Consider the following 16,311-nt stretch of genomic DNA (forward strand, 5'->3'; position numbering starts at 1 on the left):
CTTGCGCAAATTGTGCTGTCTGTGCCCCGGATGGGGGATGTGCGGCTCGACGCGACCACTGCACGCCGCTATAATGTCGCGTCATATTTTCTCATCACAAAGACAGTCGTTGTCTTTATAAACAGGAAGACTCCGGGCTTGCCCGGGGGCAATAAAGGGTCAGCACGCAGTGCTGAGTTGAACGAGGTAAAAGAATGCAAGTTTCTGTAGAGACAACCCAGGGTCTGGAACGCCGTCTTACCATCACTGTACCGGCCGCTACCGTTGACGCCGCCGTGCGCAAAGAATTGAATGGCCTGGCCAAAACCCGTCGCATCGACGGTTTCCGTCCTGGCAAGGCTCCGGTTGCCATCATCAAGAAGATGTTCGGTGCCATGGCTCACGCCCGCGTTGCCGATGAAATGATGCAGAACAACTTCATCAAGGCCATCATCGAGAACAAACTGAGCCCGGCTGGCGCCCCGACCATGGATCCGAAAGAAATCAAAGAAGGTCAGGATTTCGAGTTCACCGCCACTTTCGAAGTGTATCCGGAGTTCGAAGTTGCCGGTCTGGAGAGCATCAAGGTCGAGAAGCCGGTTGCCACCGTTAAGGACAGCGACCTGGAAAACATGATCGACACCCTGCGCAAGCAGCACGCCACCTGGACTGAAGCCGCTGTGGCTGCCGCCAACGGCATGCGTGTGACCATGGACTTCGTCGGTTCCATCGACGGTGAAGAGTTCGACGGTGGCAAGGCTGAAGGCTTCACCCTGGAACTGGGCGCTGGCCGCATGATCCCGGGCTTCGAAGACGCCATCCTGGGCAAGAAAGCGGGCGACGAGTTCACCATCGAGGTGACTTTCCCGGCTGACTACCACGCCGAAGCCCTGAAGGGCAAGGCTGCCAAGTTTGCCTCCAAGCTGCACAAGGTTGAAGAGCAAGTGCTGCCCGAGCTGACCGAAGAGTTCGTCAAGCGTTTCGGCATCGAGAGCGGCAGCGTTGAAGAGCTGAAGGCTGAAGTGCGCAAGAACATGGAGCGCGAACTGGCCCAGGCCCTGAAAAACAGCGTGAAAGAGCAGGTACTGAACGGCCTGGTTGAAGCCAACCAGATCGATCTGCCGAAGGCTGCTGTTGCCCAGGAAATCGACACCCTGCGTCAGCAGGCTCTGCAGCGCTTCGGTGGCTTCCAGGGCGGCAACGCCCCCGAGCTGCCGGCCGAGCTGTTCCAGGCCCAGGCCGAGCGCCGTGTCCGCGTTGGTCTGCTGCTGGGTGACGTCATCCGCACCAACGAGATCAAGGCTGACGACGCCCGTGTGACCAGCATCATCGAGTCCATGGCCACTGCCTACGAAGATCCGAAAGAAGTGATCGAGTACTATCAGCAGAACGAGCAGATGCTGAACGGCGTGCGCAACCTGGCCATTGAAGATCAAGCCATCGATCTGATCCTGTCCAAGGCGCAAGTCACCGAGAAAGAAGTTGCCTTCGACGAAGTGATCAACAAGTCCGGTGCCGCTGCCTAAGAACATTTGACTTAAGGTCAAAACTGTTAAGTATAATGGCTCGTGTGATCTCCACTCGGGCCATTTTATTTTAGGGACAATGCCTTATGTACAAGAACTATAACGATGTGACTGAATCCCCACGCAATGCGCTCATCCCGATGGTGGTAGAGCAAACCGCGAAAGGGGAGCGTTCCTACGACATCTATTCCCGTCTGCTGAAAGAGCGGGTGATCTTCCTGACCGGTCAGGTCGAGGATCACATGGCGAACCTGGTGGTGGCCCAACTGCTGTTCCTGGAGTCCGAGAACCCGGATCAGGACATCAGCATCTACATCAACTCGCCGGGTGGCGCCGTCACTGCGGGTATGTCCATCTATGACACCATGCAGTTCATCAAGCCGGACGTGAGCACCGTCTGCATGGGGCAGGCCTGCTCCATGGGGGCCTTCTTGCTGGCCGGTGGCGCCAAGGGCAAGCGTTTCTGCCTGCCCAATGCCCGAGTGATGATCCACCAGCCGCTGGGCGGCTTCCAGGGGCAGGCTTCTGACATCCAGATCCATGCCCAGGAGATCCTGAAAATCAAGAATACCCTGAACGATCGTCTGGCGTTCCATACCGGTCAGGACATGGCCACCATCGAGCGCGACACCGACCGTGACAACTTCATGTCCGCCGAGCAGGCCGTTGCCTATGGTCTGGTTGACGGCATCCTGAGCCAGCGCGGCTGAGCAGGGTACCCCGTCCTGTTGTAAACTCAGCAGGACGATCCATCCTCTATTGATAAAACGAGGTCGCTGAATGACAGAGAAACGCAAGGGTGAGGGCGACAAGCTGCTGTATTGCTCTTTCTGCGGCAAAAGCCAGCATGAAGTGCGCAAGCTGATCGCTGGCCCTTCCGTCTACGTATGTGATGAGTGTGTCGAGCTGTGCAACGACATCATCCGCGAAGAGATCCGCGAGATCTCTCCCAAGCGCGATGGTAGCGAGCTGCCGACCCCTCATGAGATCCGCGCCCATCTGGACGACTACGTGATCGGTCAGGAGTACGCCAAGAAGGTGCTGGCAGTGGCTGTCTACAACCACTACAAGCGTCTTCGCAGCGGCAGCGAGTCCGGTGGCGTGGAGCTGGGCAAATCCAACATCCTGCTGATTGGCCCCACCGGCAGCGGCAAGACTCTGCTGGCCGAGACCCTGGCTCGTCTGCTGGATGTGCCCTTCACCATGGCCGATGCTACCACCCTGACCGAAGCCGGTTATGTGGGCGAGGACGTGGAGAACATCATCCAGAAGTTGCTGCAAAAGTGCGACTACGACGTGGAGAAGGCCCAGCGTGGCATCGTCTACATCGACGAGATCGACAAGATCTCCCGCAAGTCGGACAACCCCTCCATCACCCGCGACGTCTCCGGGGAAGGGGTGCAGCAGGCACTGCTGAAACTGATCGAAGGCACCATCGCCTCCGTGCCGCCCCAGGGCGGTCGCAAGCACCCGCAGCAGGAGTTTTTGCAGGTCGACACCTCCAAGATCCTCTTCATCTGTGGTGGTGCTTTCGCGGGGCTGGACAAGGTGATCGAGCAGCGCTCCGTCAAGGGCACCGGCATCGGTTTTGGCGCCGAGGTGAAATCCAAGAATGCCAAGGCAACCCTGAGCGAGAACTTTGCCAAGGTGGAGCCGGAAGATCTCATCAAGTACGGTCTCATCCCCGAGTTCATCGGCCGTCTGCCGGTGGTCGCGACCCTGACCGAGCTTGACGAGGCTGCCCTCATCCAGATCCTGAAAGAGCCGAAAAACGCGCTGACCAAGCAGTATGCCGCGCTGTTCGCCCTGGAAGAGGTGGAGCTGGAGTTTCGTGACGACGCGCTCAATGCCATTGCCCGCAAGGCCATGGAGCGCAAAACCGGTGCCCGGGGTCTGCGTTCCATTGTCGAGGCCGTACTGCTCGACACCATGTATGACCTGCCCTCCCTGAAAGGGGTCAGCAAGGTGGTGATCGACGAGACGGTGATCAAGGGAGACTCCGCGCCCCTGATGATCTACGACAATCCCGAGACTCAGGCCGCAGCCTCAGAGTAACTGTCTGATTTTTAATCACATAAAGGGGCTTTTTGCCCCTTTCATGCTTTTTACGGCCAAGGCGATTGAATCTCATCTTTGCGCCCCCATATACTCAGCCAAGCCTTTGCCAACGGTATAACAAGCCGAGAGGACATATATGAACCTAGAGCGTTCAGAACGCATCGAGATTCCCGTCCTGCCTCTTCGTGACGTGGTGGTCTATCCCCACATGGTCATTCCACTCTTTGTGGGGCGGGAAAAATCCATTCGCTGTCTGGAAGCGGCCATGGAGCAGGACAAGAAAGTCCTGCTGGTGGCCCAGAAGGATGCGTCGACTGACGAACCGACGGTGGAGGAAATTTTCTCCGTCGGGACAGTGGCCAATATTCTGCAGATGCTCAAGCTGCCGGACGGCACCGTCAAGGTGCTGGTGGAGGGGGGCCAGCGTGCCCGCCTTGAGCGGATGATCGACGATCGCGACTTCTTTGTCGGGGAGGCCCAGTACATCGCGTCCGCCCCCATCGAGGAGAAGGATCAGGACGTGCTGGTGCGCTCTGCCATCGGCCAGTTCGAAGGTTACATCAAGCTCAACAAGAAGATCCCGCCCGAGGTACTCACCTCGATTTCGGCGATTGACGATGCGGCGCGCCTGGCCGATACCATGGCTGCCCACATGCCGCTCAAGCTCGAAGACAAGCAGAAGGTGCTGGAAATCGCCTCCGTGTCCGAGCGCATCGAGTTTCTGATGGCCATGATGGAGTCGGAGATCGACCTGTTGCAGGTCGAGAAACGCATCCGCTCTCGGGTCAAGAAGCAGATGGAGAAGAGCCAGCGGGAGTATTACCTCAACGAGCAGATGAAGGCCATCCAGAAAGAGCTGGGTGAGCTGGAAGACAGCCCGGATGAATTCGAAGCCCTCAATCGCAAGATTGAAGAGGCCGGGATGCCGGAGGATGCCCGCGAGAAGGCCCAGGCCGAGCTCGCCAAGCTCAAGATGATGTCCCCCATGTCGGCGGAAGCCACCGTGGTGCGCAGCTATGTGGACTGGATGGTGCAGGTGCCCTGGAAGGCCCGCTCCAAGGTCAAGAAAGACCTAGGCAAGGCCCAGGAGGTGCTGGATGCGGATCACTATGGCCTGGACAAGGTCAAGGATCGCATCCTCGAATACCTGGCAGTGCAGGCGCGTGTGAACAAGCTTAAGGGCCCCATCCTCTGCCTGGTCGGGCCTCCCGGGGTGGGCAAGACTTCCCTGGGCCAGTCCATCGCTAAGGCCACCGGCCGCAAGTATGTGCGCATGGCCCTGGGTGGGGTGCGTGACGAGGCGGAGATCCGTGGTCACCGCCGTACCTACATCGGCTCCATGCCCGGCAAGCTCATCCAGAAGATGGCGAAAGTCGGCGTGAAGAACCCGCTGTTCCTGCTCGACGAAATCGACAAGATGAGCTCGGACATGCGTGGCGATCCCGCTTCCGCCCTGCTGGAGGTGCTGGATCCCGAGCAGAACAGCAGCTTCAACGATCACTATCTGGAAGTGGATTATGACCTGTCGGACGTGATGTTCGTGGCCACCTCCAACTCCATGAACATACCGGGTCCGCTGCTGGACCGGATGGAAGTGATCCGTCTGTCCGGTTACACCGAGGACGAGAAGCTCAACATTGCCAAGCAGCACCTGGTGGCCAAGCAGATCCAGCGCAACGGCCTGAAGCCATCCGAGATCACCATTGAGGATTCGGCGCTGATCGGGGTGATTCGCTACTACACCCGCGAGGCGGGTGTGCGCAGCCTGGAGCGTGAAATCTCCAAAATCTGTCGCAAGGCAGTCAAACGCATCCTGCTGGACAAGAGCATCAAGCATGTTCAGGTCAACCAGGAGAACCTCAAGGAGTTCCTGGGGGTACAGCGCTTTGACTATGGCAAGGCCACCGACCAGAACCAGATTGGTCAGGTGTGCGGGCTGGCGTGGACCGAAGTGGGGGGCGATCTGCTCACCATCGAGACCACCAACATGCCGGGCAAGGGCAAGCTCACTTACACCGGTTCCCTCGGTGACGTGATGCAGGAGTCCATCCAGGCGGCCATGACGGTGGTGCGGGCCCGTGCCGAGAAGCTGCGTATCAACGGCGACTTCTACGAGAAGCGCGACATCCACGTGCACGTGCCGGAAGGGGCGACCCCGAAAGACGGCCCGAGCGCCGGTATCGCCATGTGTACCGCCCTGGTCTCCAGCCTCACCGGCAACCCGGTGCGTGCCGACGTGGCCATGACGGGTGAAATCACCCTGCGTGGCGAGGTGCTGCCCATCGGTGGTCTCAAGGAGAAACTGCTGGCGGCCCACCGTGGTGGCATCAAGCGTGTGCTGATCCCGAAAGAGAACGAACGTGACCTCGAGGAGATCCCGGCCAACGTCAAACAAGATCTTGAAATCTATCCGGTTCGCTGGATTGATGAGGTGCTTGCACTGGCGTTGCAGGACAATCCGCAAGGTTTCGAACGCGTTTCTGTCGTGTAAATGTTGATGCGCCGCAAATTTGGCGCATTCGGGGGGTGGTTAAGGCTTGCATGCACCGGACAACGGAAGTAGCCTTGACCACCGATCGGGTACTCATGATGAGTCGCAATGCGTGATGTGGCGCGGGTTTGCGCCAGATTGTCACTTGCAACTGATCAGGAGGCTTGTTATAAAACCTCCACTTGTTGTGGCCAGGGAAATCAGCGCCGCAGCGATGTTCGATAAAAGGGGAATATAAGAGTGAATAAATCTCAACTGATTGACAAGATTGCAGACGGTGCTGATATCTCCAAAGCTGCCGCTGGCCGTGCGCTGGATGCCTTCATCGATGCCGTGGGCGAAGCCCTGAAAGAGGGTGACCAGGTTGCTCTGGTTGGTTTCGGTACTTTCGCCGTTCGCGAGCGTGCAGCCCGTTCCGGCCGCAACCCGCAAACTGGTGCGACCATCGAAATCGCTGCCGGTAAAGTTCCTGCCTTCAAAGCCGGCAAGGCCCTGAAAGACGCGGTCAACTAAGCCGGTCGCTGATATCTATCGGCACCGTCCTTGGTCTCTGACCAGACAAGTGAGAGGGCTCTCCCTCATACTGCTTGACCAAGGCGCATCGCAATCGGTGCGCCTTTTCATTATTTACGCCCATCGAGTTCGGGAGCATAAGTACAAACATGATGTTGGATAAACTACGCGAAGGGGCGCAGGGCAAGGTAGCCAAGGTTATCTTGGGCCTGATCATCCTCTCCTTTGCCTTGGCCGGGGTAGGCAGCTACCTCAATGGCCCGGCACGTACCGCCCCCGCCACCGTCAACGGCAATGACATCAGTGCCCCCGCACTGGAGAATGCCTACCGCAATGAGCGGGCCCGTATGGAATCCCAAATGGGTGAGGCCTTCAACCAGCTGGCCGCCAATCCCGATTACATGAAACAGTTCCGCCGTGGCGTGCTGGACCGTCTGATCGATCAGGCGCTGATCGATGACAAGGCCCGCTCCCTGGGTCTGCGCGTCAGCGATGAGCAGATCAAGCAGGCCATCGTCGCCATGCCCGAGTTTGCCGAGAACGGCAAGTTCAGCAATGACCGCTACCTGCAGCTCATTCGCCGTGCCGGCATGACCCCCGAGATGTTCCGCGACTCCCTGCGCCAGGACATGGTGCGCCAGCAATTGATGGGCGCCGTGCTGGGATCGGAGTTCGCCCTCAAGGGTGAAGCCGAGCAACTGGATCGTCTCTACAACCAGACCCGTGACCTGCGCCTGATCCGTCTGGCCGCTTCCGCCTATGTGGACGGGATCGAGGTGAGCGATGCCGAGGTGGAGCAGTTCTACAAGGCCAACAGCGCTCGCTTCATGAACGACGAGACGGTCAAGGTCGACTATCTGCTGCTCGATGCCGCGAACCTTGGCAAGAACATCAAGGTCACCGAGCAGGATGCCCAGGATTACTACGACCAGCATCAGGATCTGTTCCAGCGTCCCGAGCGCCGTCAGGTGGCGCACATCCTGATCCCGTTTGGCAAGGATGAAAAGGCCGCCGAGCAGAAAGCCGAGGCCGTGCTGGCCAAGGCCAAGGCAGGTGACGATTTCGCCGCGCTGGCCAAGGCCGACTCCTCCGATACCTTCTCTGCGAAGAAGGGCGGGGAGCTCGACTGGTTCGAGAAAGGGGTGATGGATCCTGCCTTCGAGAAAGCCGCGTTCGCGCTGGCCAAGGCTGGCGATCTCTCCGCCGTGGTGAAGAGCCCGTTCGGCTTCCACATCATCAAGCTGCTGGGAGTCGAGCCTGCCAAGACCAAGCCCTTCGTGGACGTGATGAGCGATACCATCGCCCGTCTGCAATCTGAGAAGGCCAAGGAGCAGTTCTTCGCCGAGCAGCAGAAGATGGCCGACAGCAGCTTCGAGAACCCGGACTCCCTGGACTTGACCGCCGAAGCTATGGGTCTCCAGGTGCAGTCCACCGGCTATTTCAGCCAGGCCGATGCGCCGGCACCGCTCAATGATCCCAAGGTGCTCTCCGTGGCATTCTCCGAACAGCTGCGCGATGACAACACCAACTCCGACGTGATCGAGCTGGCTGACGGCAAGGCGCTGGTGCTGCACATCATGGGTCACCAGCCGAAGGCGGCCAAGCCGCTTGCCGAGGTGAAAGAGCAGGTGATCACCGCCATCAAGCACGACAAGGCCAGTGAAGTGGCCCGTGGCAAGGCCCAGGGTCTGCTGGACAAGCTCAAGGCCGGTGAGAACGTTCAGGCCGACCTGACCGCGCTGGGTCTGAAAGTGGATACCCATACCGGCGTATCCCGTTTCGCCCAGGAGATGGATCAGAACCTGGTGACCCAGGCGTTCCGCATGCCCCATCCGACCGATGGCAAGCCGAGCGTCGAGCTGGTGACCGAAGCCAACGGTGATCGTGTGGTGGTGGCGCTGGACAAGGTCAACGTCATCAAGGAGCCGTCCCAGATGGTGAGCCTGCTGCAAGGTCAGCTGGGTCAGGGCAAGGCACAGGCCGACTACAAGTCGCTGATCGACGAGCTGCGCAAGGCGGCCAAGATCGAATACTTCACCGACGTGGAAGCCACTGTCGAGTAAGTCAGCCTCACGGCCCCAAGTGTGAAAACGGCTCCATGATGGAGCCGTTTTTTTATCTGCACGCGGCACAAGGGAGAGCTGCTGCCCGCTCGCAGGGGGGATACGTCGTCCTAGTTTGCATCCCGCTCGGCGTTGCCAGCAGGCATAAAAAAACCGGCGCACGAGGCGCCGGTTCTGATCACTTTGCTTGAAGGCGGGGGATTACACCACACCCTGGGTGCGCAGGTAATCCTCGTAGGTGCCGCCGAAGTCGCGGATGCCGTCTTCGGTCAGCTCCAGGATGCGGGTCGCCAGGGAGGAGACGAACTCGCGGTCGTGGGAGACGAAGATCAGGGTGCCCTTGTACATCTCCAGCGCCAGGTTCAAGGATTCGATGGATTCCATGTCCAGGTGGTTGGTCGGTTCATCCATGATCAGGATGTTGGGGCGCTGCATCATCAGCTTGCCGAACAGCATCCGGCCCTGTTCACCACCGGAGAGCACCTTGACCGGCTTCTTGATGTCGTCCTGGGAGAAGAGCAGACGACCCAGCACGGAGCGCACCGCCTGCTCGTCTTCGTTCTCCTGCTTCCACTGGGCCATCCAGTCGAACACATTGAGATCGGTGTCGAAGTCTTCGGCGTGATCCTGGGCGTAGTAGCCGATCTGGGCGTTCTCGGACCACTTGATGGTGCCGGTATCCGGTGCCAGGGCACCGACCAGCGTCTTGATCAGGGTGGACTTACCGATCCCGTTGGTACCCAGGATGGCGACCTTCTCGCCCACTTCCAGCATCATGTTGAGCCCCTTGAACAGGGGACCGTCGCCATAACCCTTGGAGACGCCTTCGATCTCCAGGATGTTGCGGTAGAGCTTCTTGTCCTGCTCGAAGCGGATGAAGGGGTTCTGACGGCTGGATACCTTCACTTCCTCAATCTTGATCTTGTCGATCTGCTTGAGGCGGGAGGTAGCCTGGCTGGACTTGGAGGCGTTGGCGCTGAAGCGGGAGACGAAGGATTGCAGATCGGCGATCTGGGCCTTCTTCTTGGCGTTGTCGGCCAGCAGGCGCTCGCGGGCCTGGGTGGCAGCCAGCATGTACTCGTCGTAGTTGCCCGGGTAGACCCGCAGCTCGCCGTAGTCCAGATCCGCCATGTGGGTGCAGACGGAGTTCAGGAAGTGACGGTCGTGAGAGATGATGATCATGGTGCTTTCACGATCGTTGAGCACCTGCTCCAGCCAGCGAATGGTGTTGATGTCCAGGTTGTTGGTCGGTTCGTCCAGCAACAGGATGTCGGGGTTGGAGAAGAGCGCCTGCGCCAGCAGTACCCGCAGTTTCCAGCCCGGGGCCACTTCGCTCATCGGGCCGTTGTGCTGCTCGATGGGAATACCGGCACCCAGCAGCAGTTCGCCTGCGCGGGATTCGGCGGTGTAGCCATCATATTCGGCGACCAGGCCTTCCAGCTCGGCGGCCTTCATGTAGTCGTCGTCGGTGGCCTCCAGGTTGGCGTAGATGGCATCGCGTTCGGCGATGGCGGCCCACAGCTCGGTGTGGCCCATCATGACCACGTCCAGTACGCGCATCTCTTCGTAGGCGAACTGATCCTGGCGCAGCTTACCGATGCGCTCGTTGACATCCAGGCTCACATTGCCGCCGGTGGGTTCGAGATCGCCGCCGAGGATCTTCATGAAGGTGGACTTGCCACAGCCGTTGGCACCGATGAGGCCGTAGCGGTTGCCGCCGCCAAACTTGACGCTGATGTTCTCAAACAGCGGCTTGGCGCCGAACTGCATGGTGATGTTGTTGCTTGAAAGCACTGGAATGTCCCGGTTGGTCTGTCAAATGGCGCGCATTATGGCACAGATCCCCCGAAAGTTTTAGCAGGAACTGTGATCTGGCCCCATTGCAGGGGGGAAGATTTCACGACCAGGCCGGCAACGGGCTCCGGCCTCTCTTGCAGAGGGGAGGCGAGGGGGCGGTCATGAAAAAAGCCGGCACTGGGCCCAATGCTGTTCAGATAAGCACTTTTTTGACTGATTATTCATAAATTGGATTTGAGTTGAGGGGGCAAGGCTGTGTCCAGTCGATCTTCCTCCAGCCTTTATCCAGCGGGGCTTGCAATAGAAAGAGGGAGGCATCATGCCTCCCTCGCTTTTTTGTCCTGATACTACGTGGACTGGAACTCAAATTCTCTTAAGTGAACAGCATTGCGGCACTGGGCCGGCTTGGATGCGTGGGATGCCACTTAGTGGGCGGAGGCGCCGGAGGCACCGAGCCCGGTCTGGGAGCGGACGAACTGCGGGAAGAACTTCGCATGCTCGTCGGAGGCTGCCTGGGACTTGTCGGTGACCGAGAAGAACCAGATCCCGATGAAGGCCAGCCCCATGGAGAAGAGCGCCGGGTATTCGTAGGGGAAGATGGCCTGGGCATGACCCAGCACCTTCACCCAGACGGTGGGGCCCAGGATCATCAGGGTCACGGCGCTGATGAGACCGAGCCAGCCGCCATAGACGGCGCCACGAGTGGTCAGGCGGGACCAGAACATGGAGAGGAAGAGCACCGGGAAGTTGCAGCTCGCCGCGATGGAGAAGGCCAGGCCCACCATGAAGGCGATGTTCTGCTTCTCGAACAGGATGCCAAGGCCGATGGCGACCACACCCAGCACCAGGGTGGTCATCTTGGAGACACGCAGCTCGTCGGCCTCGTTGGCCTTGCCTTCCTTGATGACGCAGGCATAGAGGTCGTGAGAGACCGCTGAGGCCCCCGCCAGGGTCAGCCCGGCCACGACCGCCAGTATGGTGGCAAACGCCACGGCGGAGATGAAGCCCAGGAACAGGCTGCCACCCACGGCGTCGGCCAGATGGACGGCCGCCATGTTGGTGCCCCCCAGCAGGGCGCCGGTGGCGTCCTTGAAGTCCGGGTTGGTGCTGACCAGCAGGATGGCGCCAAAGCCGATGATGAAGGTGAGGATGTAGAAGTAGCCGATGAAGCCGGTGGCATAGAACACCGATTTACGGGCTTCCTTGGCATCGCTCACGGTAAAGAAGCGCATCAGGATGTGGGGCAGACCGGCGGTACCGAACATCAGGGCCAGCCCAAGGGAGATGGCGGAGATGGGGTCGGCGACTAGGCCGCCCGGGCTCATGATGGCCGCACCATTGGCATGCACCTTGACCGCTTCGCTGAACAGGGTACCGACGTCGAAGTTGACGGACTTCATCACCATGATGGCCATGAAGGAGGCACCGGAGAGCAGCATCACCGCCTTGATGATCTGTACCCAGGTGGTGGCCAGCATGCCGCCGAACAGCACGTAGAGCACCATCAGGATGCCGACCAGCACCACGGCCACATGGTATTGGAGGCCGAACAGCAGCTCGATGAGCTTGCCGGCACCGACCATCTGGGCGATGAGGTAGAGGGCGACCACCACCAGGGAGCCGCTGGCGGAGAGGCTGCGCACCGAGGTCTGCTTGAGGCGGTAGGAGGCAACGTCGGCAAAGGTGTACTTGCCGAGGTTGCGCAGCCGCTCCGCGATCAGGAACAGGATGATGGGCCAGCCCACCAGGAAGCCGATGGAGTAGATGAGACCGTCGTAGCCCGAGGTATAGACCAGGGCGGAGATGCCGAGGAAGGAGGCGGCGGACATGTAGTCACCGGCGATGGCCAGACCGTTCTGGAAGCCGGTGATGCGCCCGCCAGCGGCGTAGTAGTCGGAAGCCGAGCGGTTGCGCTTGGAGGCCCAGTAGGTGATGAACAGGGTGGCGGCCACGAAGACCACGAACATCACGATGGCCGAGATATTGAGGGGTTGGCGTTGCACCTCGCCGCTGATGGCGTCGGCCGCCAGCAAGGGGGTGGAGATCAGACCTGCCAGCGGCAGCAGAAACTTGCCTTTCATGATTGCGCTCCCTTGAGGATCTTCTGGTTCAGCTCGTCGAACTCGCCGTTGGCACGAAATACGTAGATACCGGTCAGCACGAAGGCCGATACGATGAGACCAATCCCGACCGGGATGCCACGGGTGATGCTGGAGCCTTCGCTCAAGGGGGTGCCAAGCCAGCCCGGTGCAAAGGCGATGAGCAGGATGAACGCCAGGTAGAGCCCCAGCATCAGGATGGAGAGGGTCCAGGCAAAACGCTGGCGTTTGGCGACCAGTGTCTGGAAGTTGGGATCTTGCTGGATCCGAAGATACGGTTGCTGTTCCATTGCAGTTCTCCATGACAGTGAATGTCAGCGGTGGATGAGGGGTTCCCTACCGGACAGCACGGCTGTCCATGTAAGCAAAATGTGAATTAAATGTTATTTCCGAACAATTAGACTTTGGGATAAGCCAGCGGGCCGCCCTGATGCAGGCGTACAAAGACAAGGGCGGCGGTGACGGCATCGCTCAGGGCGTCGTGGGGGGGCAGGGCTGGCAGCGCCAGATGGCGACAGATCGCGGCCAGGTGCAGATCGATGGCGGCGTCGGGATAGCGGCGATAGAGGTGATCGTGATAGAGGCGGCTCACCTCGATGCCGCGCTGGGGCAGGGTGAGCCCCCACAGCCGTTGGCAGGCGAGGTTGAGAATGCGCAGGTCATAGGCGATGTGATACCCCACCAGCTCACGGGGGCCGATGAACTCCAGCAGCGCGCGCATCGCGGGCTCCAGTGCCATTCCCTGTTGCAGATCCTGATGGCGCAGGCCGTGGATCACCACGGACCCGGCGCTCAGGCTGGCGGGAGCCTGGACCCGGATGGCAAGGGCATCGCCCGTCTCTATCCGGTTGCCCCGGATGCGCACCGCCCCGATGGAGACGATCTCCGCCAGCGCCGGATCCAGGCTGGTGGTCTCGAAGTCCAGCGCCACCCACTCGTCGCCAGCAGGGCGGGCAAAGAGCGGGGCAAACTCCCCCTCCCGAAACGTCCTGCCAAGCCAGCGGCGGCACCAGTGCATCCACATCGCTATTGCCTAAGACGAAAGTGCAAGGTGAGCCATTGCTGGAACTTCTTCACCTGGTGCAGGGCATGGCGCAGCAGATCCCGCTCTGCGGGGCCGAGGTCTGCCACCCGCACCCGTCCGTCTCCCTCCTGCAACTGGCTGCGCAGCCGAAGCCGCATGAACAGCCGGAAGGCCTCCGCCAGATTGGTGCCATAGTCCCGGCTGAGGCGTCCCTGGCCTACCAGGGCCTCGATGCGCCCCGTGGTCGAGGTCTCCAGGATCCCCGCCTCCAGGGAGAGTACCCGGACGCCGTGGACAAGGGGGAAGAGGCCGCCCCGCTTGAGATCCAGCCCCTCCGGGGCTTGCTCCAGCCTGCCAAAGAGGGTGAGGGGGGCGTGAAAGGCGACGGCGGCCCTTGCCATCTCCGCCAGCAGATCCGGCCGGTCGGCGAGGCAGGCCCGCAGGTGGCGGGCGATGGGGGCGAGCCGGGCGCGATCTCCCGTGATGGCCTGGGCATCGGCCAGGGTGGCGAGCCAGAGCAGATCCGCTTCGCTGGCGCGCACACAGGCCTGCTCTATCCCTTGCAGCCAGCCGTCAAGCGGCTTCACCCAGGCCGGGTTGTTGACCATCACCCTGCCCGGGCAAGGGGGATAACCCAGGCGCGCCAGCAGGGCGCTGAAGGCGGCCAGATCCGCCGACTGGGTGGGCCACGGCAGGCCATCCGGCAGGATCAGGGCATTGTCCTGATCGGTTTTCTGGATCTGCTCGCCACGCCCCTCCGACCCCAGCATCAGCAGGCACACCTGCTCTTGCTGCGCCGCGGGGATCACCAGGGAAAAGGCCTTGGCGATCAACTGCTCGTTGATGGTGGCGATGAGCTTCATCAGGAACAGGGTGTGGATCCCCTGGGCAAACAGGGAGCGAATGAGCTGCTGCTGCTCCCGGGCGACCGCCTCGAGGGCGGCCGGGGAGTCGGCGCGGGCGATGCGCAGGGTCAACACATGGGAGTGGGTGGAGAAGAGCCCGAGCACCTGGGTCAAATGCAGGATGCCTGCCACCTCCTGCCCCTGCCAGATGACCAGGCGCTTGATGCGGTGGCGGGTCATCAGCAGCAGGGCATCGAACAGATAGCTCCCCAGTGGCAGACCCGTCAGCGGGGTGGGGGTCAGCACCGCCAGCGGCGCACTGAGCGGCAATCCCTTGAGGGTGAGGGCGTGGAGCAGGGTCTTGCGGGTGGCCAGGCTCAGGCTGCCGTCTGCTCCGGGATAGAGCAGGCAGTCGGTGCCCCTGGCCACCATGGCCTCGGTGGCGGCCAGGAGCGAGAGGCTGCTTTCCACGATGAGCGGCGCCTGCAGATGGTCGGGAGCGATACGGGTCAGGATGAACTCCGCCAGGTTCTGCTGTCCGAGCTGACTGCGGCGCTCCTGCTCCCGCTGGCGCTCCGCCAGGGTGGCGGTGAAGTAGCGGGCGATATGGGGGTGCGCGTCGCACAGGGCCAGAAAGACGGGGCGGGGAATGAGCTGGCAGAGGGTATCTTCCAGGGCGGCGAAACGGTGGCGGCAGTGCCCGTCAAACTGGGCACGGACGTCGAACATGTCCCCCTCGCCATAGTCGCCAAAGGATTGATGGGGGGCAGACTCTTCCACGGCCCCCTTGATGATGAGGTAGAGCCCGGCGGGCTCCTCCCCGGCGTGCTGCACCGTCTGGCCCGCGCGAAAGTAGCAGATGCTGAGGTGCTGACCGAGCCGCTGGCGTGCCTCCTCGTCCAGGCCGTCGAACGGTGGACGGGCAAAATTGAACAGAAGTGACATGACAGGCTCCACCGTGACCATGGGGCCAGTCTGACAAAGGCTCCACCACCGGGCCAGCCGACTTTAGTCGCAGGCCCGGGGCTGCCTCCCTGTACCTGCCCATAACACTCTGGTAACGTTGTGGTATGACCAGTTGAATCAAAGGACGAAGACGGAGATGGAAAAGCCAAGGGTCAAATGGGGGTTTCAGGAGGGGATTGCCGAGGTGATGCTCTGCCGGGGGGACAAGCTCAACGCGCTGGATCGGGCCATGTTCGACGCCATCGACGAGACGCTGAACGCGGTATCCCGGCAAAAAGGGCTGCGGGCCGTGATCCTGCACGGGGAGGGGCGGGCGTTCTGCGCCGGGCTGGATGTGAAATCCATGCTGAGGCAGCCGGTGGCGGCGCTGGAGATCCTCAAGCGCGAGGCGGACGAGGCGACCAACCTGGCCCAGCGAGTGGCCTATGGCTGGCATCAACTGCCGGTGCCCGTGATTGCGGTGACCCAGGGGGTCTGTTTTGGCGGCGGCCTGCAAATAGCGCTCGGCGCCGATTTTCGCTTCAGCACCCCGGATTGCCGCTTCTCGGTGATGGAGATCAAGTGGGGCATCATCCCCGACATGAGCGGCAGCGTCACCCTGCGCAACCTGATGGGGATGGATACCGCCATGGAGCTTGCCATGAGCGGGCGCGAGCTGGAAGCCAGCGAAGCCAAGTCCCTCGGCCTGGTGAGCCGGGTGTGCGCGGATCCCCTGGAAGAGGCGCGGGCCTTTGCCCGGACCCTGATCACCAAGTCGCCGGATGCGCTGGCGGGGATCAAGCAGCTCTACACCCAGGCCTGGGCTCGCAGTGACGAGACAATGCTCAAGGAAGAGACCCGGTTGCAGAGGCAGATCCTGGGGCGCCCCAACCAGTGGCGGGCGACCCTCAACAGCCTGTTTCGCTGGCGCCTGCCATTCGGACCGCGCCGCAACGCGCTTTGAACCCCTC

12 protein-coding genes are annotated in these 16,311 nt (G+C 61.0%); 7 read left to right on the forward strand and 5 right to left on the reverse strand.

The features are described from left to right. The first annotated feature begins 194 nt into the window (after positions 1-194). The 6 genes from tig to ppiD all read left to right on the forward strand — a co-directional run bounded on the left by tig (position 195) and on the right by ppiD (position 8,630). Complete coding sequence (tig, locus tag J9889_RS01330; RefSeq protein WP_010674572.1) at positions 195-1,505, forward strand: trigger factor; 1,311 nt, start codon at positions 195-197, stop codon at positions 1,503-1,505. Positions 1,506-1,591: 86 nt separating this feature from the next. Beyond that, positions 1,592-2,215 carry an ATP-dependent Clp endopeptidase proteolytic subunit ClpP gene (gene clpP / locus J9889_RS01335; protein WP_005324106.1) on the forward strand — a complete coding sequence of 208 codons (624 nt, stop codon included), beginning with the start codon at positions 1,592-1,594 and terminating at the stop codon, positions 2,213-2,215. 70 nt (positions 2,216-2,285) lie between these two features. After that, complete coding sequence (gene clpX, locus J9889_RS01340) at positions 2,286-3,560, forward strand: ATP-dependent protease ATP-binding subunit ClpX (RefSeq protein ID WP_010674573.1); 1,275 nt, start codon at positions 2,286-2,288, stop codon at positions 3,558-3,560. Positions 3,561-3,699: 139 nt separating this feature from the next. Continuing rightward, entirely contained in the window at positions 3,700-6,054 is a 2,355-nt protein-coding gene (gene lon, locus J9889_RS01345; RefSeq protein ID WP_010674574.1) for an endopeptidase La, read from the forward strand. A 240-nt stretch (positions 6,055-6,294) separates the two neighbouring features. After that, on the forward strand, positions 6,295-6,567 hold the full coding sequence (hupB, locus tag J9889_RS01350) for a nucleoid-associated protein HU-beta (protein ID WP_005315375.1): 273 nt from the start codon (positions 6,295-6,297) through the stop codon (positions 6,565-6,567). A 149-nt stretch (positions 6,568-6,716) separates the two neighbouring features. Then, entirely contained in the window at positions 6,717-8,630 is a 1,914-nt protein-coding gene (ppiD, locus tag J9889_RS01355) for a peptidylprolyl isomerase (protein WP_042016078.1), read from the forward strand. A 201-nt stretch (positions 8,631-8,831) separates the two neighbouring features. Here the strand turns inward: ppiD and J9889_RS01360 are convergent, their stop codons facing one another. The 5 genes from J9889_RS01360 to J9889_RS01380 form a co-directional block, all read right to left on the reverse strand. Beyond that, a complete protein-coding gene (locus J9889_RS01360; protein ID WP_010674576.1) occupies positions 8,832-10,424 on the reverse strand; it encodes an ABC-F family ATPase in 1,593 nt (530 codons plus the stop codon). A 428-nt stretch (positions 10,425-10,852) separates the two neighbouring features. After that, positions 10,853-12,508 (reverse strand): cation acetate symporter, encoded by a 1,656-nt coding sequence (locus J9889_RS01365; RefSeq protein ID WP_039039048.1) that lies wholly within the window; start codon positions 12,506-12,508, stop codon positions 10,853-10,855. Beyond that, positions 12,505-12,816, reverse strand: coding sequence for a DUF485 domain-containing protein (locus J9889_RS01370; RefSeq protein ID WP_010674578.1), 312 nt, complete (start codon positions 12,814-12,816; stop codon positions 12,505-12,507). The genes J9889_RS01365 and J9889_RS01370 overlap by 4 nt, the downstream gene beginning before the upstream one ends. Positions 12,817-12,923: 107 nt before the next feature. Continuing rightward, positions 12,924-13,544, reverse strand: a complete 621-nt coding sequence (locus tag J9889_RS01375) for a 3'-5' exonuclease (RefSeq protein ID WP_210555846.1) — start codon at positions 13,542-13,544, stop codon at positions 12,924-12,926. Positions 13,545-13,552: 8 nt separating this feature from the next. Continuing rightward, positions 13,553-15,340 carry a putative nucleotidyltransferase substrate binding domain-containing protein gene (locus J9889_RS01380; RefSeq protein WP_210555837.1) on the reverse strand — a complete coding sequence of 596 codons (1,788 nt, stop codon included), beginning with the start codon at positions 15,338-15,340 and terminating at the stop codon, positions 13,553-13,555. A 157-nt stretch (positions 15,341-15,497) separates the two neighbouring features. On the opposite strand from J9889_RS01380, the gene J9889_RS01385 reads away from it, so the two are divergent. After that, the gene (locus J9889_RS01385; protein ID WP_210555838.1) at positions 15,498-16,304 is read left to right on the forward strand and encodes a crotonase/enoyl-CoA hydratase family protein; all 807 of its coding nucleotides are present in this window, start codon (positions 15,498-15,500) and stop codon (positions 16,302-16,304) included. The last annotated feature ends 7 nt before the right edge of the window (positions 16,305-16,311 follow it).

Origin of the sequence: Aeromonas sp. PrichA-15, assembly GCF_017939245.1 — a bacterium.
GTDB lineage: Bacteria > Pseudomonadota > Gammaproteobacteria > Enterobacterales > Aeromonadaceae > Aeromonas > Aeromonas caviae.